The organism is Pseudomonas sp. GM78 (genome assembly GCF_000282475.1).
In the GTDB taxonomy this organism is placed as follows: Bacteria; Pseudomonadota; Gammaproteobacteria; order Pseudomonadales; family Pseudomonadaceae; genus Aquipseudomonas.
This window is the reverse complement of sequence record NZ_AKJF01000030.1, coordinates 1-26440: the sequence shown is the minus strand read 5'-3', so window position 1 is coordinate 26440 and position 26440 is coordinate 1. Positions and strand designations below refer to the sequence as shown.

Below are 26440 nucleotides of genomic sequence, written 5' to 3'. Positions count from 1 at the left end.
TGACTGGACGCCCAAGGGCAAGAGGCTTACCTTGATGCCCTATTTCAATGCTGTCGTTAAGGACCCAGCCATGAGCCGTATCTACGCTGACAATGCCCATTCCATCGGCAACACGCCGTTGGTGCAGATCAACCGTATCGCGCCGCGCGGCGTCACCATCCTGGCCAAGATAGAGGGGCGCAACCCCGGTTACTCGGTCAAGTGCCGGATTGGCGCCAACATGATCTGGGACGCCGAAAGCACCGGCAGGCTCAAGCCGGGCATGACCATCGTCGAGCCGACCTCCGGCAACACCGGCATCGGCCTGGCCTTCGTTGCCGCCGCCCGTGGCTATAAATTGATGCTGACCATGCCGGCATCCATGAGCATCGAGCGGCGCAAGGTACTCAAGGCACTGGGGGCGGAACTGGTGCTGACCGAGCCGGCCAAGGGCATGAAAGGTGCGATCGAGAAGGCTGGGGACATCGTCGCCAGCGATCCGGCGCGCTATTTCATGCCGGCGCAGTTCGACAACCCGGCGAACCCCGCCATCCACGAAAAAACCACCGGGCCCGAGATCTGGAACGATACCGACGGTGCCGTGGACGTATTGGTGGCAGGTGTCGGAACAGGCGGAACCATTACCGGCGTTTCGCGGTATATCAAGAATACCCAGGGCAAACCAATCGTCTCGGTGGCGGTGGAGCCCGCTGTATCACCGGTGATTTCGCAAAAGTTGGCCGGTGAAGAAATCAAGCCGAGCCCGCACAAGATCCAGGGCATCGGTGCCGGTTTTGTGCCGAATAACCTCGACCTGTCGATCGTCGACCGGGTAGAGCTGGTCACCGACGAGGAGTCCAAGGCCATGGCCCTGCGCTTGATGCAGGAAGAAGGCATCCTGTGCGGCATCTCCTGCGGCGCCGCGATGGCCGTGGCGGTACGCCTGGCGGAGACCCCGGAAATGCAGGGCAAGACTATCGTGGTGATCCTTCCGGATTCCGGTGAACGTTACTTGTCGAGCATGCTGTTCAGCGATCTGTTTACCGAGCAGGAGAATCAGCAGTAACCGCTGGCGAAGGTTCAAATGATGGAGAGGGGGCCTCCCTTCTTCATCAGGTGTGAGTGACCCGGATCAGCAAGTGTTCAGGCACCTTGTGTTAAGAAATGCTTTGTTACGCATTGCTTGACACTGTATCTCGGGTTACACGGGTTTTTCCCGTGATTGGTAGTGGTTATCATGCCAACGGCCGCGTCGGGGAATGGCGTTGCGCAGATGTCTATCGATCAAGGAGTTGTTGATGAGCATTTCGGTTGCCGCGAAAGCGTCGTTGTTGCTGCTGTTCCTGGGCAGTACCCTCTATGTGCATTTGCGTGGCAAGGCGCGCTTGCCGGTCTTGCGCCAATTCGTCAACCATTCGGCCCTGTTCGCACCTTATAACGCCTTGATGTATCTGTTCTCCGGCGTGCCTTCAAAACCCTACCTGGACCGCAGCAAGTTTCCCGAACTGGATGTGCTCAAGGACAACTGGGAAGTTATCCGCGACGAAGCGATGCACCTGTTTGACGAGGGTTACATCCGCGCCGCGGAAAAAAACAACGACGCCGGGTTCGGTTCGTTTTTCAAGAAGGGCTGGAAGCGGTTTTACCTCAAGTGGTACGACAAACCCTTGCCCTCGGCCGAGCTGCTGTGCCCGAAGACCGTGGCGCTGGTCAGCGCGATTCCCAATGTCAGGGGGGCCATGTTCGCCTTGCTGCCGGGGGGCAGTCATCTCAATCCGCACCGCGATCCCTTCGCCGGCTCCCTGCGCTACCACCTGGGACTGACGACGCCCAATAGCGACGCTTGCCGCATCTACGTCGACGGTCAGGCCTACGCCTGGCGTGATGGTGAGGACGTGATGTTCGATGAAACCTACGTGCACTGGGTCAAGAACGAAACCGACCAGACCCGGGTCATCCTCTTCTGTGACATCGAGCGACCGCTTAGTAACCGCTTGATCACCGGCATCAACCGCTGGATCAGCAGCCTGCTGGGACGCGCCACCGCGCCGCAGAACCTTGCGGATGAACGCGTGGGCGGGATCAACCAGGCCTATGCCTGGAGCAAGCAATTCAGCGACAGGTCCAGTGGGGCGATCAAGCAGTGGAAGCGTCGTTTTCCCAAGGCGTACCGGGTAATGCGGCCGGTATTGGCGATCGGCGTGCTGGGTTTGCTGGTTCATTGGCTGCTGGGCTGAACACCTGTAGGCCACAAGGGCAGGAAAAAAGATCGCCATCAGGCGATCTTTTTTTTTATTTCGGGGAGCTTTGCTATATTACGAATGTCGCCCGTAAATGCCATCAGGGCGTCGAGAGAGTATATGGAGCCAGTCACAGAACTGGCGTGCGCTGAATGCTCAAAACCTTATTCAACCCTTGCGACAGCACAATTGCCTTGGCCGTAACGCCATTGGGTTTAACCGGGCTGCGCGGGTTTCAAGCATGCCGGTTTGAATGGGCAATCCGTCTTTGAGAACCTGGGGTCCGATCCTCGCAACCTTACTGAAAAAAGGTCTGAATCAATGACCATCCTGGTAACTGGCGGTGCAGGCTTCATTGGGGCAAATTTCGTCTTGGAATGGCTGGCTCACTCCGACGAAACCGTAGTCAATCTGGACAAGCTGACCTATGCAGGCAACCTGGATAACCTCAGCAGCCTGACGGGCAATACGCAGCATGTATTCGTGCAGGGCGATATCGGTGACAGTGCCTTGGTCGAGCGCTTGCTCGAAGAGCACCAGCCCCGAGCCATTCTCAATTTTGCCGCCGAGTCGCATGTCGATCGCTCCATCCACGGACCGCAAGCCTTCATCGACACCAACATCGTGGGCACTTTCCGCTTGCTGGAAGCCGTGCGCGCCTACGCCAAGGGGCTTGCGAGCGATTCGCTGCAGGCTTTTCGCTTCTTGCATGTGTCCACCGACGAAGTCTACGGTTCGCTGGCCAAGGACGAAGCGGCGTTCAACGAAAGCCATGCGTATGAACCCAACAGCCCTTACTCGGCCAGCAAGGCCGCCAGCGACCACCTGGTGCGCGCCTACCATCACACCTACGGCCTGCCCGTACTGACCACCAACTGTTCGAACAACTACGGGCCTTATCACTTCCCGGAAAAGCTCATTCCGCTGATGATCGTCAACGCGCTGTCCGGCCAGGCATTGCCGGTCTATGGCGATGGCCAGCAAATCCGCGACTGGTTGTATGTCAAGGACCACTGCAGCGCCATCCGCCGCGTGCTGGAGGCCGGCAGCGTGGGTGAGGTCTACAACGTCGGTGGCTGGAACGAAAAAACCAATCTTGAGATCGTGCACACCGTCTGCGCGTTGCTCGATGAGCTACGTCCGCGTGCGGACGGCCAGCCCTACCATGCACAAATCAGCTACGTGACCGATCGTCCCGGGCACGACCGACGTTATGCCATCGATGCCCGCAAACTCGAACGTGAACTGGGCTGGAAGCCGGCAGAAACCTTCGAGACCGGCATTCGCAAAACCGTCCAGTGGTATCTGGACAACCAGGATTGGGTGCGCAATATCCAGTCCGGTGCCTACCGCGAATGGGTCGAGAAAAACTATGCCGGGCGCAGCGCATGAAACTGCTATTGCTCGGCAAGAACGGCCAGGTGGGGTGGGAGCTGCAACGCAGCCTTGCGCCTCTTGGCGAACTGTTGGCGCTCGACTCCGCCAGCCAGGAATACTGCGGCGACCTGAATGATCTGCCGGGGCTGGCCGCCACCGTGCAGCGCATCAAGCCTGACGTTATCGTCAACGCAGCGGCCTACACCGCTGTCGACAAGGCCGAAAGCGAATCGCAGCAGGCCTATCGGGTCAATGCCCAAGCGCCGGCAGTGCTGGCTCGAGAGGCGCTGAGGCTCAACGCCCTGCTGGTGCATTACTCCACCGATTATGTGTTCGCCGGGTTTGGCGACAGACCCTGGCAGGAAAACGATCCGGTAGCGCCATTGAGTGTCTATGGCGCCAGTAAGTTGGCCGGCGAACAGGCGATTGCCACCAGCGGCTGCGCGCATCTGATCTTGCGAACCAGCTGGGTGTATTCCGCACGGGGCAACAACTTTGCCACGACCATGCTGCGCCTGGCCCGTGAACGTGAAAGCCTTGCCGTGATCGATGACCAGTTCGGCGCGCCAACCGGCGCCGAATTGCTCGCGGATGTGACCGCCCATGCCATCCGCAGCGTATTGGCCGACCCGCAATTGGGCGGGATCTACCATCTTGCCGCCACTGGCGAAACCACCTGGTGTCGCTATGCTCGTTTTGTACTCGAACACGCCGAGCGGGCAGGCATGAACCTCAAGGTTACCCAGGCCTTGGTCGACGCGATCGGCACCGAGGCATACCCGACGCCGGCACGACGTCCAAGCAATTCCCGACTCAATACGCAAAAACTGCAAAAGGCCTTTGCGCTGAGCTTGCCTGACTGGAAAGTCGGCGTGACACGGATGCTCGCAGAAATACTGGAGAAATGAATATGCTCAATCGTAAAGGCATCATCCTTGCCGGCGGCTCCGGTACTCGACTGCATCCGGCGACCTTGTCCATCTCCAAACAGCTGCTGCCGGTTTACGACAAGCCGATGATCTACTACCCGCTGAGCACCCTGATGCTGGCGGGTATCCGCGATATCCTGATCATTTCCACGCCACAGGACACGCCGCGTTTCGAACAGCTGCTGGGGGATGGCGCCCGTTGGGGCCTGAACATTTCCTATGCCGTGCAGCCTTCGCCCGATGGCCTGGCGCAGGCCTTCATCATCGGCGAAGACTTTATCGGCAATGACCCCAGCGCCCTGGTCCTGGGTGACAACATCTATCACGGCCACGACTTCATCAACATCCTGCAAAGTGCCATGGCGCGTCAGTCTGGGGCGAGTGTCTTCGCCTATCACGTCAATGACCCGGAGCGTTACGGTGTGGTCGAGTTCGACGCCCAGGGCAAGGCGATCAGCCTCGAAGAAAAGCCGCTCAAGCCCAAGTCGAACTTTGCAGTCACTGGCTTGTATTTCTATGACCAGGACGTGGTCGAGATGGCCAAGAGCATCAAGCCATCGGCACGTGGAGAGCTGGAAATCACCGATATCAACAGCCTTTACCTGGAGCAGGGCAGCCTGTCGGTAGAAATCATGGGGCGCGGTTACGCCTGGCTGGATACCGGGACTCACGACTCACTGCTCGATGCCAGCCTGTTCATTGCCACGCTCGAGCGTCGCCAGGGCCTTAAAGTCGCGTGTCCTGAAGAGATTGCCTTCCGGCAGAAATGGATTGATGCCGATCAGCTGCAAAAACTGGCGGCCCCCTTGGCAAAAAATGGTTACGGCCAGTACCTCAACCGAATTTTGCAAGCGGGTTGATGCCTGCAACCTTGCTCATATCGACAAGGCCTGAAGGATGTCTCCAGGCCCGTTCATTTGCTCAGCGCATGTTCGGCGCGTACCGAGTTCATGAACGCCTGCATCGCCGACGACTGGATGCGATGGCGGCGGGTGATCAGCCCGTAGGGTGGCAAGCGTGCTTCGAACTTGATCGGCAACACCGCCAGCAGGTCACGACCGGGATAATCCTCGACCACCGACACCGGCGTGACACCGAGCATATCGGTCTGCTGGATCAACGAGAGCAAGGTCATGATCGAGGTGGTTTCGACGATGCTGCTCGGAATATCGACCCGCGCATTGTGGAACACCTGATTGATGATCGCGCGCATCGGGCTTGGCTGTTGTTGCAGCACCCAGGTCATGTTCTGCAATTCTGCCCAACCCAGTTGCTTCTCCTGCGCCAGCGGATTTTGCGCACCGGCAATCACACACAGCTCTTCTTCACCCAGGCTGTCGAACAGCAGTTCTTCGGCCCGTGCTCCAGGCGGAATCCGTCCCAGCACAATGTCCAGTTGATCCTGCAACAACGCCTGCACCAGCACGTCACTGGTGTCGACCTGGATGCTCATGGACAGGCGTGGATGGCTCTGCTTCAAGGTCGCGATGGTGCGGGTCAACAACCCCGAGGCCAGCGCCGGAATCGCGCCAACGGCGACCCGCCCCAGGTTGCCTGATTGCAGGGCCACCAGTTCTTCGCGCATGCCGCTGAGCTCGGCGAAGACCATGCGGGCGTAGTAGATGACGGTTTCCCCGAAAGGGGTTGAGCGCATACCCCGCGGCAGGCGTTCAAAGAGCTCGACGCCGAGCAAATCCTCAGCCTCATGCAGCATCTTGGTCGCTGCCGGTTGAGTCATGCCGATGTGGTCGGCGGCACGGCGCAACGAGCCGAATTCCTCCAGCGCCAGCATCAGCCGTAGCTGGCGCAGACGCAGTCGACTGTGGATCACATTGGCATCAGGAATTCGGGACATGGGCCGTTCTCGCAATCAAGACTGCGGCAAGCCTGACAACAAATGCCAGGCGTTGCCAGCATTGCCGTGTCACAGCACCGATTTTGGCTTGGCGACCGGGGCTTTGCGCAGGCCGATCAGGGCTTGCAGCGCCTTGGAAATCAACGGCCAGAACAGCATCAGCAGCGCCGCCGTGGTCAGGCCGCCCACCAATGGGTTGGACCAGAAGATCCCCAGGTGCCCGTCCGAGAACAGCATCGACTGGCGAAACGCGTCCTCGGCCTTGTCGCCCAGTACCGCCGCCAGTACCAGCGGCGCGATCGGGTAGCCCAGCTTCTTGAACAGATAACCCAACGCGCCGAAACCGAGCATCAGCACCACGTCGAAGAACGAGTTGTGCACCGAGTAGGCACCGATGGCGCAGACCATGATGATGATCGGCGCGATGATCGAGAACGGAATGCGCAGGATCGAGGCGAACAGCGGCACGGTGGCCAACACCACGATCAGGCTCACCACGTTGCCCAGGTACATGCTGGCGATCAGGCCCCAGACGAAGTCATGCTGTTCGACGAACAGCGTTGGCCCCGGGTGCAGGCCCCAGATCATCAAGCCGCCGAGCATCACCGCTGCAGTGGCCGAACCGGGAATGCCCAGGGTCAACATCGGCAGCAAGGCACTGGTGCCAGCGGCGTGGTCGGCGGTTTCCGGGGCGATCACGCCTTCGAGTTCACCCTTGCCGAAGTTGTCGCGGTTCTTCGAAAAACGTCGCGCCAGGCTATAGCTCATGAACGATGCGGCGGTTGGCCCGCCCGGCGTAATGCCCATCCAGCAACCGACCAGGGTGCTGCGCACGATGGTCCACCAGTAGCGCGGCAGTTTCGCCCAGGTGCGCAGGATCACCATCGGGGTAATGCGTGCATGTTCGCCACGGAACACCAGGCCTTCCTCCACGGTGCAGAGGATTTCGCCGATGCCGAACAGGCCGATCACCGCCACTTCGAAGCTGATGCCGGTCATCAGGATCGGCTGGTCAAAGGTCAGGCGCAGGTTGCCGGACACGGTGTCCATGCCGACCGCCGCCATGGCGAAACCGATCATCATCGCCACCACGGTTTTCAGCGGCGGGTTCTTGCTCATGCCGATGAAGGTGCAGAAGGCCAACAGGTACACCGCAAAGAACTCCGGCGAGCTGAACGACATGGCGAATGCGGCAATCTTGGTCGACAGGAAGGTCAGCAACAACACCCCGGCCAGTGCCCCCAGCAACGCCGAACTGAACGCTGCGGTCAGGGCTTCGGCGGCGCGGCCTTCGCGGGCCATTGGGTAGCCATCGAACGTCGTCGCCACCGATGAGGGCTCACCGGGGATGTTGAACAGGATCGAGGTGATCGAGCCGCCAAACAGCGCGCCCCAATACATGCACGACAACAGGATGATCGCCGACACGGGCGACATGGTGAACGTCAGCGGCAACAACAGTGCCACGCCATTGGGGGCGCCGAGGCCGGGCAACACGCCGACCAGGATGCCCAGTAGCACGCCGATCACCATCAAGCCGATGTGGCCCGGGGTCAGGATCAGGTTCATGCCTTGCAACAGGGAATCGAATTCGCTCATTTGAAATTTCTCCCGACCAGGGTAATCCAGTCGCCCAACGGGCCGGCATCCAGCGGGACCTTGAACCACAGCGCGAAAATCAGGTAGCTGGCCAGGACCGCGCCGAGGGATACCGTGGCGATCATCCATTTGCCGTAAGGCTTGGCGCGGACCTTGTCACGCCACATGAACCAGGCGATGAAGCACGCCGAAGCGACGTAGATGCCGGTCAACGGCATGGCAGCGACAAACAGCGCAATCGGGATGAACACCGACAGCACTTGCCTGAATGCACCGCGACTGACAAAGGCAATGCTCAGCGCTTGCCAGCGCACCACGGTCAACACGCCGTTGGCCACGCTCGCGGCGCTGAGCATCAGGCCGATGTAGAAGGGGAAGTAACCCGGCTCGGGGCCGGCATCACCCCAGCCGATACCTTGTTCGACGCTGCCGAACATCACCACCACGCCGATCAGCGCGGTGAAGAGTGTCAGGCCGAGTTCGACCCAACGGGTGCCGACCAGCGCGGGTGAATCCGAAGAATGGGACATGCAGACACCTCCAGCAGATGACGGCCGCCCACAGGCGGGGCGGCCGCGACAACGTCAGTTTTTCAACCACCCGGCTTCCTTGAAGACCGGGGTGACGCGTGCGGTGTCTTTTTCGATGTAGGCGGTCAGCGGCTCACCCTCAAGGAAGGTCGGCACCAGCGCGTTCTGCTTGACGTAGGCCTTGAACTCTGGGGTTTCAGTGACTTTGCGCATCAGCTCGACATAAAACGCGCGCTGCTCGGCGGAAATATCGCCGGGCATGAACACGGTGCGCGGGAAGCGGTATTGATCGATGCCCAGGCCTTGTTCGTGGCAGGTCGGCACGTCGGCCCAGGATTTGTCACCGGCGACTTTGTCGGTGTAGCTCATGCGCTCCTTGCTGAAGACGCACAGCGGTTCGATCTGATCGCCACGCCATTGGCTGATGCTTTCGCTGGGGTTGTTGACGTTGGCGGCGATGTGTTTGCCGGCCAGCTGGGTGGCTGCTTCACTGCCGCTCTTGAACGGGATGTACACCAGTTTGCTGTTGGTGGTCTGGTTCAGCAGCAGGGTCAGGGTCTGGTCGACATCCTTGGACTGGCTGCCCCCCATGCGCAGCTTCGACGGGTCGGCTTTGACCGCTTCGTAGAAGCTTTTCGCATCCTTCCACGGTGCGCCTTTGTAGCTCCAGAGAATGAAGTCATCCTCGGCCACGGCGGCAATCGGCGTCAGCTCCTGCCATTGATAGCCGAGCTTGGACACCAGCGGCAACAGGTAGATGTTGTTGGTGCCGATCACCAGTTTCTCGGCATCGCCCTTGTTCATCTTCATGTCGAGAAAGGCTTCGGCACCATTGCCGCCGCCCTTGTTGAGGACGATGGTATTGACGTCGAGCAACTTGTGCGTGGTGATGATCGACTGGATCAGGCGACCGAGCTGGTCGGTACCGCCACCGGGGCCGCCGGCGACAACGATTTCGACGTTCTTGTCCGGTTGCCAGGCGTGGGCCAAAGCGGGGAGGGCGCCAGCGGCGACCAGCGTGCAACCAAGAAACAGACGGGATGTGCGACGGACGAATGCATTTCGCATGATGGAAGAGCCTCGTTTTTGTAGTTGTTATGAGTGACTTGTTGGCGTTCGAAAGCTGCAAGCCTGGCCAGAGTGTGGGAAGGCGCCGCCGCCGCGTCTAGTCAAAACAATACATACACCGATAGCCTGGGGTTATAGCTCGGACTCCTGTAGGAGCGAGCCTGCTCGCGATGGGCTCGAGGGCGCCACGTTTATTCAGGAAACACGGGTTTTCGTTGACGACCATCGCGAGCTGGCTCGCTCCTACAGAAGAAATGCGTGCCGACGTTGAAAGCCCATTGAAAGCGGGGCATGCCATAACCCGAAGCTATCACCTGATTTCAAGTTTTGATTAGACGGTTATCACCGGGCCTTCGATAGTGCCCACACAGGTCGCCACGAAGCGACGCGCTTGCAACCACAACAATAAAAAAACGAGGTACGCACCATGGCTCGTCCCAGTGCTTCCCTGCATCTGCCTGGCGCAGGTGCTCCGACCGCCGCCGCGGCAATGCCCCAAGCGGGTACTGCCAAGGCCAGCAACGTGCGTTGGCGGATCTTCGCGATCATCTTTGCGCTGACCATGGTCAACCTGATCGATCGGGTATCGCTGTCCATCGCCATGCCGACCATCGCCCATGAGTTTTCCCTCACCCCGAGCATGCAGGGCCTGATCCTCAGCAGCTTCTTCTGGGCCTACGCACTGTTGCAGATTCCTGGCGGCTGGTTGATCGATCGCTTCGGACCGCATCGGGTCATCAGTTGGTCCACGGGGTTGTGGGGCACGTTCCAGGTGCTGGCGGCGTTCGCCACGGGCGGCCTGTCTTTGTTGTTTGCCCGCGTGGCCCTGGGGGCCTCGGAAGCGCCGCTGTTTCCGTCTGGCGGCAAGCTGATCTCCTCATGGCTGGCACCCAGCGAACGCAGTCGCGGTGCGGTGTTGATGGACAGCGGCAGCCCGTTGGGTGTGGCGCTCGGCGGGTTGATTATTGCCTACCTGATTGCGTCGCTGGACTCCTGGCGCCTGGCCTTCGTGATCGCCGGTGTGGCGACCCTGTTGCTGGCCTGGCTGGCGCGGCGTTATCTGCGGGATGACCCGAACGCTCACCCGCAGGTCAATGCCCTGGAGCTGGCGAAGATCAACGCCGGGCGCGCCACGCCGGCCGCTGAAGCCGCCCGGGCACCGGTCAAGGGCCTGGGCATCGCCGCCCGTTCCCTGAGCGGCTTGCTGATCGGTCGTGCCAGTTGGGCGATGGTGTATTTCGGCCTGCTGACCTGGGGGCCGAGCTATCTGGCGCAAGCCCGGGGCTTTGATATCAAGGGCATTGGCGCGGCGACCTTCGTGATTTTCGTCTGCGGCGCACTGGGTTCGTTGACCGGTGGTTTCCTTTGCGATGGCTTGATCCGCAAGGGCGTGCGTCGCGGGGTGGCGGTCAAGAGCCTGCTGGCGTTTTCCGGCCTGGTGGCCCTCGGCGCGTTCCTGTTGTTGCCGACCCTGAGCGATCCTTTTGCGGCCGTGGCGCTGTTGGCCATGACCGCGTTTTTCCTGATGTGGGGCAGCCTCTACTGGAGCTTCCCGGCGTTGCTGGCAGCACCGGCGCGGGTCGGTTTGATCGGCGGTGTGATGAACATGGCCGGTAGCACCGGCGGTATCGCGGTGCCGATCCTGGTGGGGGTGATCCTGCAAATGAGCGGTGGCTTCGCCCCTGTGCTCGGGTTCTTTGCCGCGTGCTCGGCAGTGTTTGTACTGGCGACGTTGTTCATCAGTCTCGACGAGGTGCGTTATGGCTGAGCGTTGGAATGGACCGATCATCGATGCCCATCATCACTTCTGGGACCCAACGGTCAATGACCATCCGTGGCTGGCGCCCGAAGCCAATATTGCGTTTCGCTACGGCGATTACACCGCGATCAAGCGCCGCTATTTTCCCGAGGATTACTTCGCCGATGCCGGTGAACATCGGGTGGTGCAAACGGTGTATGTCGAGACCGAATGGAACCCCCAGGACCCGATTGGCGAAACCCGTTTCATCGAGCAACTGGCCGCCCGTTACGGGGTACCCAATGCGATCGTCGCGCAAGCCTGGCTCGACCACCCGGACGCCATCGCGGTGCTGGCCGAGCAGGCCAGCTACAAGTGCGTGCGCAGCGTGCGGCACAAACCCGGCGGGCCGACGTCACCCGAACAGTTCGGGCGGGTGCGCAGCCTGATGAGCGACGAGCACTGGCGGCGCAGTTACGCCGCGCTGGAGGGGCTGGGCCTGCACTTTGACTTGCAGACCCCCTGGTGGAACCTGCCCGAGGCCGAACGGCTGGCCCGGGACTTCCCCGGCATCACCCTGATTCTCAATCACGCCGGGTTGCCCAACGACCGCAGCGCCGAAGGTTTGGCGGGGTGGCGAGCGGCGATGGCGCGGTTGGCGCAGTGGCCGAACGTGCAGGTCAAGATCTCCGGCCTGGGCCAGGCGGGCCGGGCGTGGCGTGCCATCGACAACGCCTGGATCGTGCGCGAAATCATCGCGATGTTCGGCACCAGGCGAGCGATGTTTGCCAGCAATTTCCCGGTGGACAGCCTGTGTGGCTCGTTCGACGACATCTACAGCGGTTTCAAATTCATCGTCGCCGATCTGCCACTGGCCGATCAGGAGCGACTGTTCTACAGCAACGCGCAGCGAATCTATCGCTGCGAACCTTGCGCCATTGACCGGGCGCTGCCTGAATCCTTGAGGAGTGAAGCATGAACAAGACAACCATCGCGATGGTCCTGGGTGACCCGGCGGGCATCGGCCCGGAACTGATCGCGCGCTTGCTCGGCGAGCCCGATGTACGCGGCCAGGCCAACGTGATCCTGATTGCCGACGAAGCGGAAATGCGCCGCGGCATGCGCATCGCCGGGGTGGAGTTTCCCTATCGCCGGGTGGAGTCGCTGGAGCAGCTGTCGTTCGACGATGACACACCGCTGTTCTACGATTTTCGCGGTGACACTGTGGGTGAATTTCCCCGCAGCGAGGCCAGTGTCATTGGCGGTCGCTACAGCCTCGACACCCTGGAAATCGCCCTGCGCCTGACCGAGGCCGGGACCACCGACGCGGTGCTGTTCGGGCCGTTGAACAAGACTTCGCTGCACATGGCCGGCATGGCCCACAACGATGAGTTGCACTGGTTCGCCGAGCTGCTGGATTTCCACGGGCCGTTCTGCGAATTCAACGTGCTCGACAACCTTTGGACTTCACGGGTGACGTCTCACGTGGCGTTGGCCGAAGTCTCGGGGCTGCTCAGCCAGGAGCGGGTGGTGGAAGCGATTCAACTGATCGACACCGCGTTGAAGCGCAATGGCCTGGAGAAACCGCGCATCGGCGTCTGCGGATTGAACCCGCACAACGGCGACAACGGCTCGTTCGGTCGCGAGGAACTGGACATCATCGGCCCTGCGGTGCGCAAGGCTCAGGCGCTGGGCATCGCGGCGGAAGGACCGTACCCGGGCGACACGATTTTCCTCAAGGTCCAGGGCGATGCCAGCGCCTTTGACGCGGTCGTCACGATGTATCACGACCAGGGGCAGATCGCGATCAAGCTGATGGGCTTCTCCCGTGGCGTCACGGTGCAGGGCGGCTTGCCGATCCCGATCACCACCCCGGCCCATGGCACCGCATTCGACATCGCGGGGCAGGGCAAGGCCAACGTCGGTGCGACGCGCCAGGCGTTCGAGATTGCTTGCCGAATGGGTGGCAACAGCTACTGACCTCGATTTCGAAAACTGTATAAATCCCCTGTGGGAGCGGGCTTGCCCGCGATGGCGCCAGTACAGACACGTTGAAAGTGACTGTCAGATCGCTATCGCGGGCAAGCCCGCTCCCACAGTTTTTTGCGGCGCGGCTGATAACCCGACCTGGCAGATATCCCGTTTCTGCCATCACCCCAGGTTATCGCCGGATACGCATAAGTGATTATCCGCAGCCCCCGGGCGCTGGCTACAGTCGCTCCATCGAATGCCTGGCACCGCTCACCTGAGCGGCTCCAGGCAGCGACACAACAATGACAAGAAGCCGGCAGCGCAAGGAAACTGTATTCATGAAAATCAAAGCGATCCGTACCCGCGTTTTCGAGTGGAAAGGCAAAGTCGTCCCACCTCAGGCGCACTTCTGCACCAACGCCAGCGACATCCTGTTCGAGCGCGGCGACGCCATGGGCTCGTTCCGTTTCCACGGCTGGCTGGTGGTGGAAGTCGAGACCGACAACGGCCTTGTCGGCATCGGCAACTGCGCCCTGGCGCCGCGGGTGGCCAAGGAAATCATCGACACTTACCTGGCCCCTATCGCGATTGGCGAAGACCCGTTCGACAACGAATACATCTGGCAGAAAATGTACCGCCAGAGCCACGCCTGGGGGCGCAAAGGCATCGGCATGGCGGCCATCTCGGCGATCGACATCGCCATCTGGGACATCATGGGCAAGGCGGTCAACAAGCCGGTGTTCAAACTGCTCGGCGGCCGTACCAAGGAGAAGATCTGGACCTACGCCTCCAAGCTCTACGCCAACGACAACCTCGACCTGTTCCTCGAAGAAGCCCAGGGCTATCTGAACCAGGGCTTCACCGCGCTGAAAATGCGCTTCGGCTACGGTCCCAAAGACGGCCCGGCGGGCATGCGCAAGAACATCGAACAAGTGCGCGCCTTGCGTAACCTGGCCGGCCCCGACGTCGACATCATGCTCGAATGCTACATGGGCTGGACCCTCGAATATGCCCGGCGCATGTTGCCCAAGCTGGCCGAATTCGAGCCGCGCTGGCTGGAAGAGCCAGTGATCGCCGACGACATCGAGGGTTACATCGAGCTGAAAAAAATGGGGATCATGCCGATCTCCGGTGGCGAGCACGAGTTCACCTCCTACGGCTTCAAGGACCTGCTCGAACGTCGCGCTGTCGACGTGATCCAGTACGACACCAACCGCGTCGGCGGCATCACCGCCGCGCGCAAGATCAACGCCATGGCCGAGGCCTGGTCAGTGCCTGTCATCCCCCACGCCGGGCAGATGCACAACTACCACCTGACCATGTCCACCACCGCCTCGCCGATGGCCGAGTTCTTCCCGGTGTTCGACGTCGAGGTCGGCAACGAACTCTTCTACTACGTGTTCAAGGGCGAGCCGCAACCGGTCAACGGCTACATCCAGCTCGACGACAACAAACCGGGCCTGGGCCTGGAAATCTCCGATGAGTACCTGAGCGACTTCAACATCATCGAGTGACCCTGTGGTGAGCCACTTATCCACGACTTTCCGGAGGGCGACATGCGCCTGATTCAATTCGAAAACACTGCCGGTGAACGCCAGGTCGGGCTCGTCGACGGGGCACAAGTCCAGGTGCTCAAGGGCACCCGCAACACCCGCGAACTGGCACTCGCGGCGATCCGCACCCAGCGCAGCCTGCAAGAAGAAGTCGCCTTACGCGGCACCGAGCCGGGCCCGGACTACGCACAGTTGTTGCAGCAGGGCCAGGTCCTGCCCCCGCTGGACCACGAAGACCCGGCCCATTGCCTGATCAGCGGCACCGGCCTGACCCACCTGGGCAGCGCTTCGACGCGGGACAAAATGCACCAGCAGGAGGGCGCCGTCGAAGCCGGCATGACCGACACCATGCGCATGTTCAAATGGGGCCTGGAGGGCGGCAAGCCAGCGGCCGGGCAGGTCGGTGCGCAGCCGGAATGGTTCTACAAGGGCGACGGCAGCATCGTCGTGCGCCCCGGCGCGGACTTCCCGGTGCCACCCTTTGCCGAAGACGCCGGTGAAGAACCGGAGCTGACCGGACTCTACGTGATCGGCGACGACGGCCAGCCGTATCGCGTCGGTTATGCCTTGGGCAATGAGTTCTCCGACCATGTCATGGAGCGGCGAAACTACCTGTACCTGGCCCACTCGAAACTGCGCTGCTGCGCGTATGGGCCGGAGCTGCGCGTCGGTGAATTGCCCCGGCACCTGGTGGGCACCAGCCGCATCAAGCGCAATGGCGAAACGATCTGGGAGAAGGAGTTTCTCAGCGGCGAGGACAACATGTGCCACAGCCTGGCCAACCTCGAGTTCCACCACTTCAAGTACGCGCAGTTCTTGCGGCCCGGTGATGTTCATGTGCACTACTTCGGTACCGCCACGCTGTCGTTTGCCGATGGCGTGAAGACCCAGCCGGGGGATCGCTTCCAGATCAGCCTGGAAGAGTTCGGTGCGCCACTGGTGAACGGCATCGGCGAAAGTGCCCAGCCGTTGCCCATCGGTCAGGTGCGGACGCTGTGAGCCAGCTAAGGAAACCCTCATGACATTGCCACTTGGACACAACTACATCGGCGGCGGCCGCAGCGCCAACGGCACCTTGCAACTGCAAAGTCTCGATGCGACCACCGGGGAACCATTGCCCTGCACCTTCCTCCAGGCATCCGAAGCCGAAGTGGACGCTGCCGCCAATGCCGCCGCGGCGGCGTACCCGATCTACCGCAGCCTGAGCGCGGAAAAACGCGCGACGTTCCTCGATGCCATCGCCGATGAAATCGATGCGCTGGGCGATGACTTCGTCGCCACCGTGTGCCGCGAAACCGCGTTGCCCGCCGGGCGTATCCAGGGTGAACGCGGTCGCACCAGCGGCCAGTTGCGCTTGTTCGCCAAGGTGCTGCGTCGCGGTGATTTCTATGGCGCACGCATCGACCGCGCGTTGCCGGAGCGCCAGCCATTGCCGCGCCCGGATCTGCGGCAGTACCGCATCGCCCTGGGGCCGGTGGCGGTGTTCGGCGCGAGCAACTTTCCGTTGGCATTTTCCACGGCCGGCGGCGATACCGCCTCGGCCCTGGCCGCCGGGTGCCCGGTGGTGTTCAAGGCCCACAGCGGGCACATGGCAACCGCCGAATGGGTGGCGGACGCCATCATCCGCGCCGCCGAGCGTACAGAAATGCCGGCCGGGGTGTTCAACATGATTTATGGCGCTGGTGTCGGTGAGTGGCTGGTCAAGCACCCGGCGATCCAGGCGGTGGGTTTCACCGGCTCGCTCAAAGGTGGCAATGCCCTGAGCCACATCGCCGCGAGCCGGCCCCAGCCGATCCCGGTGTTCGCCGAGATGTCGAGCATCAACCCGGTGTTCCTGCTGCCCGAGGCGCTGGCCGTGCGCGGTGAACAGATCGCGGCGCAGCTCGCCGGTTCCGTGACCCTGGGGTGCGGGCAGTTCTGCACCAACCCGGGCCTGGTCATCGGCCTGCGCTCACCGCAGTTCAGCAGCTTTCTCGAAACCTTTTGCGCGAGCATGAACCAGCAACCTGCGCAAACCATGCTCAATGCCCCGGCGCTGGCCAGCTACAGCCGAGGCCTGGGTGAACTGCACGAACATCCGGGCCTGAGCCATCTGGCGGGCAAGCCGCAGCAGGGTAACCAGGCACAGCCGCAAGTGTTCAAGGCCGATGTCAGCCTGTTGCTCAAGGGTGATGAACTGCTTCAGGAAGAAGTGTTCGGGCCGACCACCATCGTCATCGAAGTCGAGGACCGCGCGCAGTTGGCGGCGGCGCTGCAGGGCCTGCGCGGGCAGTTGACGGCGACCTTGATCGGCGAGGCTGACGAGTTGCTGGAGTACCGCTGGCTGGCGGAGATGTTGCAGGAAAAGGTCGGGCGGATTCTGCTCAATGGCTACCCGACTGGTGTCGAGGTGTGCGACGCGATGGTGCATGGCGGGCCGTATCCGGCGACGTCCGACTCGCGGGGCACGTCGGTCGGCACCTTGGCCATCGACCGCTTCCTGCGCCCGGTGTGCTTCCAGAATTATCCGGATGCGTTGTTGCCCGAGGCTTTGCAGAATGGCAATCCGCTGGGGATTCGGCGGTTGGTGGATGGGGAGGTGAGTGATTCAGCTTTGTAGCGTTCGGGCCGACGCCATCGCTGGCAAGCCAGCTCCCACAGTGAGTCGTGTTGTACACATATTCTGTATTCGACGCCGAACCCTGTGGGAGCTGGCTTGCCAGCGATGGCGTCATCAGCGGCAGCACAAATTTACTTGTGAGCCACCTTCACCACCCCAGGCTTCAACACCAACCACAACGCCGCCGCAATCAACACCCCGCCATACACATGCGCCATCGACAGCGGTTCATCGAGAAACAGCGCCCCCCACAACACCCCGAACGGCGGGATCATGAAGGTCACGGTCGAGGACTTCACCGGGCCGATCGCACTGAGCAAGCGGAAGTAAATGATGTAGGCAAAGGCGGTACACGCCAGCCCCAATCCCAACAGCGACAACCAGACATTCCAGCCGCCCCAGCTCGCCGGCGGCTGGCTGATCACGCTGTAGCCGAACAACGGCAGCAGGAACAGCGTGGCGCCGAGCATGCTGCCCAGCGCCGACAGGCGACTGTCGAGCCCACCGGCCTGGTCGAGCCAGCGGCGGGCAAGAAAACCGGCAAAGCCATAACAGGTGGTAGCAAGCAGGCAGGCGAGGGCGCCCATCAGCAATTGCAGATCGAAGGCCACGGGACCGGCGCGGGTCAGCACGCCGACGCCGAGCAGCCCGAGGAACACGCCACCGAGCTTGGCGCCCGAGAGTCTTTCATGGAAGAACAGGCCGCCGATCAACACGCCCATCAGCGGCGTGGTGGCATTGAAAATCGCCGAGTAACCGGCCGGCAGCACTTGTGCGGCCACCGAGTAGAGCGTTGCCGGGATCCCAGAGTTGATCACCCCCAGCAGCATCACGGTCTTGAGCTTGCCCTTGAAGTCCCAACTGATGCGCATCAGCGCGAGTATCACCAACAGCCCGACCGCCGCAATCGACACGCGAAAAAAGGCCGTGGGGATCGTGCCGATCACCGGGGCGATGATGCGCATGAACAGAAAGCTCGCACCCCAGATGGCCGCCAGTGACAGTAAACGGACAATATCGACGGGGTTCACGGTGCTCTCCTTCCTTGATCGGGACGAGAGTGTTGCCGAGTGCCTGATCAATGGCAACCGGAAAACGGGCAAATAACCCCCGCACAAAATTACACTTCTCCTGCACCCGCTTCACTGGCTAAGCTCAGGGCTCACGAATTCCCGCAGAGGTCTCACCATGCCGCAGCAATGGCCAGCCGCCGACATCGCCCGCCTGATCCTCGATGGCTTTGACGATTACCGCGAGCATTTTCGCCAGATCACCGACGGCGCCCGGGCCCGCTTCGAGCAGGCCAAGTGGCAGGAGACGCAGTCGGCGTCGGCGGCGCGGATCAATCTCTACGAAGAAAAGGTCAGTGAAACGGTGGCGCGCCTGCACACCGCCTTTGACACCGACACGCTGGACGTCAGTTGCTGGCCGCTGGTCAAGAGCGCGTACATCACCTTGATCGACCTGCGCTTCGACGATGAATTGTCTGAGACCTGGTACAACTCGATTTTCTGCGGGCTGTTCAGCCATGACCTGATCAGCGACGGCTGCATGTTCATCCACACCACGCGGCCGAGCCTGCGCCGGGCCCGCGCCGCGCAAACCCGCACCTACAAGCCCCAGGGCCAGCTGTCGGGCATGCTGGCGAGCATCTTTGCCGATTATCGCTTCAGCGAGGAGTATGCCGACCTGCCCGGCGACCTGCGCCGCCTTGAAGCGCAGCTGCGCGAGAACCTGCCGGACTGGGTGTGCAAGGACCCGCAGCTCAGCGTCGAACTGTTTTCCTCGGTGCTCTACCGCAACAAGGGCGCCTACCTGGTGGGGCGCATCTACACCGCCGATGAGCAATGGCCGCTGGCGATCCCGCTGCTGCACCTCGAGGGGCGGGGCATCCAGATCGATGCACTGATCACCGACGAGGCGGACGTGTCGATCATCTTCTCCTTCACCCGTTCGTATTTCATGGTGGATGTGCCGGTGCCGGCGGAGTTCATCGGCTTCCTCAAGCGTATTTTGCCGGGCAAGCACATCGCCGAGCTGTACACCTCGATCGGTTTCTACAAGCATGGCAAGTCCGAGTTCTACCGGGCGCTGATCAACCACCTGGCCAGCACTGACGACCAGTTCATCATGGCCCCCGGCGTGCGCGGCATGGTCATGAGCGTGTTCACCCTGCCGGGTTTCAACACCGTGTTCAAAATCATCAAGGACCGTTTCTCGCCGTCGAAAAACGTCGATCGCGCCACGGTGATCGAGAAGTACCGGCTGGTGAAGAGCGTCGACCGTGTCGGGCGCATGGCCGACACCCAGGAGTTCGCCGACTTCCGCTTCCCGCTGGGCAAGTTCGACCCGGCGTGCCTGGAGGAACTGCTGGAAGTCGCGCCGTCCACGGTGTCGGTGGAAGGCGACACGGTGCTGATCCGTCACTGCTGGACCGAGCGGCGGATGACGCCGCTGAACCTGTACCTGGAAAACGCCAGCCCGGCGCAGGTGCGCGAGGCCCTGGAGGATTACGGCCTGGCGATCAAGCAACTGGCGGCGGCGAACATTTTTCCCGGTGACATGCTGCTGAAGAACTTCGGCGTCACGCGGCATGGGCGGGTGGTGTTTTATGACTATGACGAGATCTGCTTCCTGACCGAAGCCAACTTCCGGCATATCCCGCAACCGCGTACGCCGGAAGATGAAATGGCGTCCGAGCCGTGGTATTCGATCGGGCCGCTGGATGTGTTCCCCGAGGAATTCCCGCCGTTTCTCTTTGCCGATTCGGGGCAGCGCAAGTTGTTCGATCAGCTACATGGCGAGTTGTACAACGCCGATTACTGGAAGAGCCTGCAGGAGGCCATCCGCGCCGGCAAGGTGATCGACGTGTTCCCGTATCGGCGCAAGGGTCTGGACTGACGCCATCGCGAGCAGGCTCGCTCCCACATTTGAATGTGGTGCACCCAATTGTGTGGACGCCGCAGGTCCACTGTGGGAGCGAGCCTGCTCGCGATCGGCCGCGCAGCGGTCGTAAAATCTGCGACAATCCCCGACCTGCGCCACTAGACGACTGAATTGCGTACCCGATGACCGACGAATCGCCCTCCATCGACAAACTGCTGAAAAACCTCGATCACGCCATGCTCGCCGACCGCCACCGGCTGCGGCGGCAGTTGCTTGAGCTGCGCAAGAAACCCGATGAGGCCAAGCTGGCCCAGTGGGTGGCGCGAATGCAGGCGTCCTGTGACCAGGTGCTGGCACGCAAGGCCAGCCTGCCGGTGATTCGTTACGACGACAGCCTGCCGATCGCCGCCAAGCGCGACGAAATCAAGAAGGCGCTGGAAAAGCACCAGGTGCTGATCATCGCCGGCGAAACCGGGTCGGGTAAAACCACCCAGCTGCCGAAGATTTGCCTGGAAATCGGGCGTGGCCAGCATGGCCTGATCGGCCACACCCAACCGCGCCGAATCGCCGCACGCAGCGTGGCCGCCCGGGTGGCGGAAGAGCTCGGCACGCCGTTGGGTGCCCTGGTCGGCTATCAGGTGCGGTTCGAGGATCAGAGCGATTCCAATACCCTGATCAAGTTGATGACCGACGGCATCCTGCTGGCGGAAACCCAGAACGACCGTTATCTGGAACGCTACGACACGATCATCGTCGACGAGGCTCACGAACGTAGCCTCAACATCGATTTCCTGCTCGGCTACCTGAAAACCCTGTTGCCGCGTCGGCCGGACCTGAAGGTCATCATAACGTCGGCGACCATCGACCTGGAGCGCTTCTCCAAGCATTTCGACGATGCGCCAATTGTCGAAGTATCCGGTCGCACCTTCCCGGTGGACACCTGGTACCGCCCGCTGACCCTGGAACAGGACGAGGAAGGCAACCGGGTCGAGGACGACCTGACGGTGGACCAGGCGATCCTTGCCACCCTCGACGAAATCGCCGCCTACGAGCGCAGCGAGCGCCGCAGTCCCGGTGACGTGCTGGTGTTCTTGCCCGGCGAGCGCGAGATTCGCGACGCCGCCGACATGCTGCGCAAGGCCCAACTCAAGCACACCGAGATCCTGCCGTTGTACGCGCGCCTGTCGCCGGCCGAGCAGCAGCGGATCTTCCAGTCGCACCCGGGCCGTCGCGTGGTGCTGGCGACCAACGTCGCGGAAACCTCGCTGACCGTGCCGGGCATCCGTTACGTGATCGACAGCGGCACCGCGCGCATCAGTCGCTACAGCTACCGCGCCAAGGTCCAGCGCCTGCCCATCGAAGCCATTTCCCAGGCCAGCGCCAACCAGCGCAAAGGCCGATGCGGACGTGTCGAGCCAGGCATCTGTGTGCGCCTTTACAGCGAAGAAGATTTCCTCGGGCGTCCGGAGTTCACCGATCCGGAAATCCTGCGCACCAACCTGGCCGCCGTTATCTTGCAGATGCTGCATCTGCGCCTCGGCGAGATCACCGCGTTCCCGTTTATCGAACCGCCGGACGGCAAGGCGATCAGCGACGGTTTCAATCTGCTGCAAGAACTTTCGGCAGTGGACCGCAACAGCCAATTGACCCCCCTCGGTCGTCAATTGGCGCGGCTGCCGGTGGACCCGCGCATGGGCCGCATGCTGCTGGAAGCGGCGAAGCTCGGCAGCCTGCAGGAAGTGCTGATCGTCGCCAGCGCCATGTCGATCCAGGACCCGCGCGAGCGACCGCCTGAGCGCCAGCAAGCGGCGGATCAGGCCCATGCGCAATGGAAAGACGCCGACTCGGACTTCGCCGGGCTGGTCAACCTGTGGCGAGGGTTCGAAGAGCAACGCCAGGCGCTGACCGCCAGCCCGCTGCGCAACTGGTGTCGCAAGAATTTCCTGAATTACCTGCGTCTGCGCGAATGGCGTGATTCCCATCGCCAATTGAGCCTGATCTGCCGCGACATGCAGTTGAGCCTCAACAAAGAGCCGGCGGACTATCCGAAGCTGCACAAAGCGGTGCTGGTGGGGTTGCTGAGCCAGATCGGGCAGAAAACCGAAGAGGGCGACTACCTCGGCGCGCGTCAGCGACGATTCTGGATTCACCCCTCCTCAGGTATCGGCAAGAAGCGCCCGCAATGGTTGATGACCGCTGAACTTGTGGAAACCACCAAGCTGTATGCACGGATGGTGGCCAAGATCGATGCCGACTGGATCGAGCCGCTGGCCGGGCACCTGATCAAGAAAAACCACTTCGAACCCCATTGGGAGAAGAAGCGTGGCCAGGTCGTGGCCTTCGAGCAGATCACCCTGTTCGGGCTGATCGTGGTTGGCCGCCGGCCGGTGCATTACGGCCCGGTCGATCCGGTGGTGTCCCGTGAACTGTTCATCCGTGAAGCCTTGGTGCGTGGCGAGATCCAGTCGAAAGCCAAGTGCCTGACGGCCAACAAGCAGTTGCTTGAACAACTCGACGAACTGGAAGCCAAGGCCCGTCGCCGGGACATCCTGGCTGACGAAGAAACCCTCTACGCCTTCTACGATGCGCGCCTTCCGGCAGAGATCCACCAGACCGCGACCTTCGACAGCTGGTACCGGATCAACAGCCAGAAAGACCCGCAATTGCTGATCATGCGTGAAGAAGACGTGCTGGCCCGCGAAGCCAGTGAAGTCACCGCCCAGCATTATCCGGACACGCTGCACATCGGCGATCTGGAGCTGGCCCTGAGCTACCACTTCGAACCGAACCACCCGCGCGACGGCGTGACCCTGCGTGTGCCGGCACCGCTGTTGCCGATGCTGCCGCCGGAACGCCTGGAGTGGCTGGTGCCGGGGGTGATCGAGGCCAAGTGCATTGCGCTGGTGCGCAACCTGCCCAAGGCCTTGCGCAAGAATTTCGTGCCGGTGCCGGATTTCGTCAAGGCCGCGTTGCAGCGCATGACCTTCGCCGAAGGCTCGTTGCCCCAGGCCCTGGGTCGCGAGTTATTGCGCATGACCGGCGCCCGCGTCAGCGATGAAGCCTGGAGCGAGGCGGCCCAGCAGGTCGAAAGCCACCTGCGGATGAACCTGGAAATCGTCGACGCCCAGGGCAAGTTCCTCGGCGAAGGGCGCGACCTGGCCGAGCTGACGGCCCGTTTCGCCGAGGCCAGCCAGGCCGCCCTGGCCGTACCGCAAACCGCGAAAAGCCAGCAGCCGGTGGAACCGAAAGTGTTCGCCGCCGTCGCCGAGAAAACCCAGCAGAAGATCGCCGGCTTGTCGATGACGGTCTATCCGGCGCTGGTGGAAGAGGCGGGCACGGTCAAGGAAGGACGTTTCTCTACACCGGCCGAAGCCGAGTTCCAGCATCGCCGCGCCCTGCAGCGCCTGCTGATGCAGCAACTGGCGGAACCGGCGAAGTTCCTGCGCGGCAAGTTGCCGGGCCTGACCGAACTGGGCCTGCTGTATCGCGACCTGGGGCGTGTCGATGCGCTGGTCGAAGACATTCTGTTGGCCAGCCTCGACAGCTGCATCCTCGAGGGTGAAGACCCTCTGCCACGCGACGGTGCCGGCCTGGCATCGTTGGCTGAACGCAAGCGCGGCGCCTGGACCGAACATGCCGAACGCGTGGCCAGGCTGACCCTGGAAATCCTCAAGCACTGGCACGGCCTGCAAAAACGCTTCAAGGGTAAGATCGACCTGGCGCAAGCCGTGGCCCTGAACGACATCAAGCAGCAGCTCAGCCACCTGGTGTACCCGGGGTTTGTCCGGGAAACGCCGATGCAGTGGCTCAAGGAACTGCCGCGCTACCTCAAGGCCATCGAACAGCGTTTCGAAAAAATCGGTGCCCAGGTGCAACGGGATCGGGTCTGGAGCGGCGAGTTGTCCGGCCTCTGGACGCAATACCAGACCCGCGCCAACAAACACGCCCAGGAAGGCAAGCGCGATCCGCAGCTGGAGCTGTATCGCTGGTGGCTGGAGGAATACCGGGTGTCGCTGTTTGCCCAGCAACTGGGAACCAAGGTGCCGATCTCCGACAAGCGCCTGAGCAAGCAGTGGAGCCAGGTCGAGCCGTAGGCCCGAGGCTGGTGCAATACCCTGTGGGAGCGGGCTTGCCCGCGAATGCGGCGTTTCTGTCACATCAATGTTGGATGTGCTGACGCCTTCGCGGGCAAGCCCGCTCCCACAGGTCAGGTGTTGTGTCAGTGGGTGTTTGCTCCAGCAAAAGGGGCGAAAATCCAAGGTTTATGGCAAACTTCGCGACCATAAACGCCGGTTTCGCGGCCTAGAGCCTTCGGCCAAGTTGCGCGACGGATCAAGCGATGCCAGGTTTGCGTCCCCAGGATGGGAATAGACCCTTTGTGTATTGGTACGACTGTACCAATACTTTCTGCCTGAACAGATTAGAGACACGACCATGCATAACGTCGTCATCAGCGGCACCGGCCTGTACACCCCGGCCAACAGCATCTCCAACGAAGAGCTGGTGCAGTCTTTCAATGCTTATGTAGCCCAATTCAACACCGACAACGCCCAGGCCATTGCCCGCGGTGAAGTCGAGGCGTTGACCGAGTCCAGCGCAGCGTTCATCGAGAAAGCCTCCGGTATTAAAAGCCGCTTTGTCATGGACAAGGAGGGCATTCTCGACCCGCAACGCATGGCGCCACGCTTGCCCGAGCGTTCCAACGACGAATGGTCGGTGCTTTGCCAGATGGCCATCGGTGCAGCCGAACAAGCCCTGCAACGTGCGGGCAAGACCGCCGCGGACATCGACGGCGTGATCGTCGCCTGCTCCAACCTGCAACGCGCCTACCCGGCGATTGCCATCGAAGTCCAGGAAGCGCTGGGCATCCAGGGTTTCGGTTACGACATGAACGTGGCGTGCTCCTCGGCCACCTTCGGCATCCAGGCTGCGGCCAACAGCGTCCAGCTGGGCCAGGCCCGGGCGATCCTGATGGTCAACCCGGAAGTCTGCACCGGTCACCTGAACTTCCGCGACCGCGACAGCCACTTCATCTTCGGCGATGCCGCTACCGCGGTGATCATCGAGCGCGCTGACCTGGCCACTTCCAGTCACCAGTTCGACATTGTCAGCACCAAGCTGCTGACCAAGTTCTCCAACAACATCCGCAACAACTTCGGTTTCCTCAACCGCGCGGCGGAAGAGGGCATCGGTGCCAAGGACAAACTGTTCGTGCAGGAAGGCCGCAAGGTGTTCAAGGAAGTTTGCCCGATGGTCGCCGAGCTGATCGCTGCTCATCTTGAAGAGAATCAACTCAACGTCGGCGACGTGAAGCGCTTCTGGCTGCACCAGGCCAACCTCAGCATGAACCACCTGATCGTCAGGAAGCTGCTGGGCCGTGAAGCCACCGAGCAGGAAGCGCCGGTGATTCTCGATACCTATGCCAACACCAGTTCGGCAGGTTCGGTGATTGCGTTCCACAAGCACCAGGATGACCTGGCCGCCGGCTCGCTGGCAGTGCTCAGCTCGTTCGGCGCCGGTTATTCGATCGGTAGCGTGCTGTTGCGCAAACGCTGATTTCGCCCGCTAAAAGATCGCAGCCTGCGGCAGCTCCTACAGGGTTATGTAATACCCTGAAGGAACTGCCGCAGGCTGCGATTTTTTTTGCGCAGAAAAAACTCGCGTTGCTGTATCGGACGGATGATGGGGACCGATACGGCAACGCGAGTGTGTAAAAGCGACTCAGGCGTCCATACTGGAGTCGTGCAGCGGGAAAATCAGAACTTCGCTTCGGCATCCAGTTGCAGGGTGTTGATGTCGGAGTCTTTCAGGTTGACGCTGGCGTTGGTGTAGTCGGAGTTAGCCATGAAGTACGTCGCACCCAGGGTGAAGTTCTTGTCGAGCTCGTAGCTGACTTTCAGCTTGCTGCCGCGCGAACCGGTGAAGCCGTTGGCGAAGTCGGAGTCGGTGAAGGCACCCACCACCGCGTTCTGCTGCACGTCGCGGTAGTTGTAGTCCAGGCCGAAGCCGTAGATCTTGGTCTTGACGCCGGCCAGCCAGCCAGTGTCCTGATCGTTGCTGGCTTCGGCGTTGTGTACGTACTGGCCGTACAGCGACAGCGGCATCGGCAGGGCGCC

At 61.6% G+C, this 26440-nt stretch carries 20 protein-coding genes; 14 read left to right on the top strand and 6 right to left on the bottom strand.

The features are described 5' to 3' along the window. Window positions 1-70: 70 nt before the first annotated feature. The 5 genes from cysK to rfbA all read left to right on the top strand — a co-directional run bounded on the left by cysK (window position 71) and on the right by rfbA (window position 5385). On the top strand, window positions 71-1045 hold the full coding sequence (cysK, locus tag PMI35_RS28130) for a cysteine synthase A (protein ID WP_032831330.1): 975 nt from the start codon (window positions 71-73) through the stop codon (window positions 1043-1045). Window positions 1046-1277: 232 nt separating this feature from the next. After that, a complete protein-coding gene (locus tag PMI35_RS28135; RefSeq protein ID WP_008055437.1) occupies window positions 1278-2216 on the top strand; it encodes an aspartyl/asparaginyl beta-hydroxylase domain-containing protein in 939 nt (312 codons plus the stop codon). Between the two features lie 324 nt (window positions 2217-2540). After that, entirely contained in the window at window positions 2541-3611 is a 1071-nt protein-coding gene (gene rfbB, locus PMI35_RS28140; protein ID WP_008055436.1) for a dTDP-glucose 4,6-dehydratase, read from the top strand. Further along, window positions 3608-4504, top strand: a complete 897-nt coding sequence (gene rfbD, locus PMI35_RS28145) for a dTDP-4-dehydrorhamnose reductase (protein WP_008055433.1) — start codon at window positions 3608-3610, stop codon at window positions 4502-4504. Before rfbB ends, rfbD begins: the two co-directional genes overlap by 4 nt. A gap of 2 nt (window positions 4505-4506) precedes the next feature. Then, window positions 4507-5385 carry a glucose-1-phosphate thymidylyltransferase RfbA gene (gene rfbA, locus PMI35_RS28150; protein WP_008055432.1) on the top strand — a complete coding sequence of 293 codons (879 nt, stop codon included), beginning with the start codon at window positions 4507-4509 and terminating at the stop codon, window positions 5383-5385. A gap of 53 nt (window positions 5386-5438) precedes the next feature. Here the strand turns inward: rfbA and PMI35_RS28155 are convergent, their stop codons facing one another. The 4 genes from PMI35_RS28155 to PMI35_RS28170 all read right to left on the bottom strand — a co-directional run bounded on the left by PMI35_RS28155 (window position 5439) and on the right by PMI35_RS28170 (window position 9577). Then, complete coding sequence (locus PMI35_RS28155) at window positions 5439-6380, bottom strand: LysR family transcriptional regulator (RefSeq protein WP_008055430.1); 942 nt, start codon at window positions 6378-6380, stop codon at window positions 5439-5441. A gap of 69 nt (window positions 6381-6449) precedes the next feature. Then, a complete protein-coding gene (locus tag PMI35_RS28160; RefSeq protein WP_008055429.1) occupies window positions 6450-7979 on the bottom strand; it encodes a tripartite tricarboxylate transporter permease in 1530 nt (509 codons plus the stop codon). Further along, window positions 7976-8509, bottom strand: coding sequence for a tripartite tricarboxylate transporter TctB family protein (locus PMI35_RS28165; protein ID WP_008055428.1), 534 nt, complete (start codon window positions 8507-8509; stop codon window positions 7976-7978). The genes PMI35_RS28160 and PMI35_RS28165 overlap by 4 nt, the downstream gene beginning before the upstream one ends. Window positions 8510-8563: 54 nt before the next feature. Beyond that, window positions 8564-9577 carry a Bug family tripartite tricarboxylate transporter substrate binding protein gene (locus tag PMI35_RS28170; protein ID WP_008055426.1) on the bottom strand — a complete coding sequence of 338 codons (1014 nt, stop codon included), beginning with the start codon at window positions 9575-9577 and terminating at the stop codon, window positions 8564-8566. A gap of 490 nt (window positions 9578-10067) precedes the next feature. On the opposite strand from PMI35_RS28170, the gene PMI35_RS28175 reads away from it, so the two are divergent. The 6 genes from PMI35_RS28175 to PMI35_RS28200 all read left to right on the top strand — a co-directional run bounded on the left by PMI35_RS28175 (window position 10068) and on the right by PMI35_RS28200 (window position 17438). After that, window positions 10068-11345, top strand: a complete 1278-nt coding sequence (locus tag PMI35_RS28175) for an MFS transporter (protein WP_162135891.1) — start codon at window positions 10068-10070, stop codon at window positions 11343-11345. Beyond that, window positions 11338-12294: an amidohydrolase family protein gene (locus tag PMI35_RS28180; protein WP_008055422.1), complete on the top strand. Its 957-nt coding sequence runs from the start codon at window positions 11338-11340 to the stop codon at window positions 12292-12294. The genes PMI35_RS28175 and PMI35_RS28180 overlap by 8 nt, the downstream gene beginning before the upstream one ends. Beyond that, on the top strand, window positions 12291-13295 hold the full coding sequence (locus PMI35_RS28185; protein WP_008055421.1) for a 4-hydroxythreonine-4-phosphate dehydrogenase PdxA: 1005 nt from the start codon (window positions 12291-12293) through the stop codon (window positions 13293-13295). Before PMI35_RS28180 ends, PMI35_RS28185 begins: the two co-directional genes overlap by 4 nt. 329 nt (window positions 13296-13624) lie before the next feature. After that, the gene (locus PMI35_RS28190) at window positions 13625-14800 is read left to right on the top strand and encodes an L-rhamnonate dehydratase (RefSeq protein WP_008055420.1); all 1176 of its coding nucleotides are present in this window, start codon (window positions 13625-13627) and stop codon (window positions 14798-14800) included. Window positions 14801-14842: 42 nt separating this feature from the next. Beyond that, window positions 14843-15838 (top strand): AraD1 family protein, encoded by a 996-nt coding sequence (gene araD1 / locus PMI35_RS28195; protein WP_008055419.1) that lies wholly within the window; start codon window positions 14843-14845, stop codon window positions 15836-15838. 19 nt (window positions 15839-15857) lie between these two features. Further along, window positions 15858-17438, top strand: coding sequence for an aldehyde dehydrogenase (NADP(+)) (locus tag PMI35_RS28200; RefSeq protein ID WP_008055418.1), 1581 nt, complete (start codon window positions 15858-15860; stop codon window positions 17436-17438). Window positions 17439-17569: 131 nt separating this feature from the next. Here PMI35_RS28200 and PMI35_RS28205 read toward each other — a convergent pair whose 3' ends face one another. Then, complete coding sequence (locus PMI35_RS28205) at window positions 17570-18469, bottom strand: DMT family transporter (RefSeq protein WP_008055417.1); 900 nt, start codon at window positions 18467-18469, stop codon at window positions 17570-17572. A 157-nt stretch (window positions 18470-18626) separates the two neighbouring features. On the opposite strand from PMI35_RS28205, the gene aceK reads away from it, so the two are divergent. The 3 genes from aceK (at window position 18627) to PMI35_RS28220 (ending at window position 25880) form a co-directional block, all read left to right on the top strand. Then, entirely contained in the window at window positions 18627-20339 is a 1713-nt protein-coding gene (aceK, locus tag PMI35_RS28210) for a bifunctional isocitrate dehydrogenase kinase/phosphatase (protein WP_008055416.1), read from the top strand. 167 nt (window positions 20340-20506) lie between these two features. Beyond that, the gene (hrpA, locus tag PMI35_RS28215) at window positions 20507-24418 is read left to right on the top strand and encodes an ATP-dependent RNA helicase HrpA (protein ID WP_008055415.1); all 3912 of its coding nucleotides are present in this window, start codon (window positions 20507-20509) and stop codon (window positions 24416-24418) included. 340 nt (window positions 24419-24758) lie between these two features. Then, the gene (locus PMI35_RS28220; RefSeq protein ID WP_008055414.1) at window positions 24759-25880 is read left to right on the top strand and encodes a beta-ketoacyl-ACP synthase III; all 1122 of its coding nucleotides are present in this window, start codon (window positions 24759-24761) and stop codon (window positions 25878-25880) included. Between the two features lie 200 nt (window positions 25881-26080). Here PMI35_RS28220 and PMI35_RS28225 read toward each other — a convergent pair. Next, window positions 26081-26440: putative porin (locus tag PMI35_RS28225; protein ID WP_008055413.1), on the bottom strand; the 360-nt coding region annotated here is incomplete at its 5' end.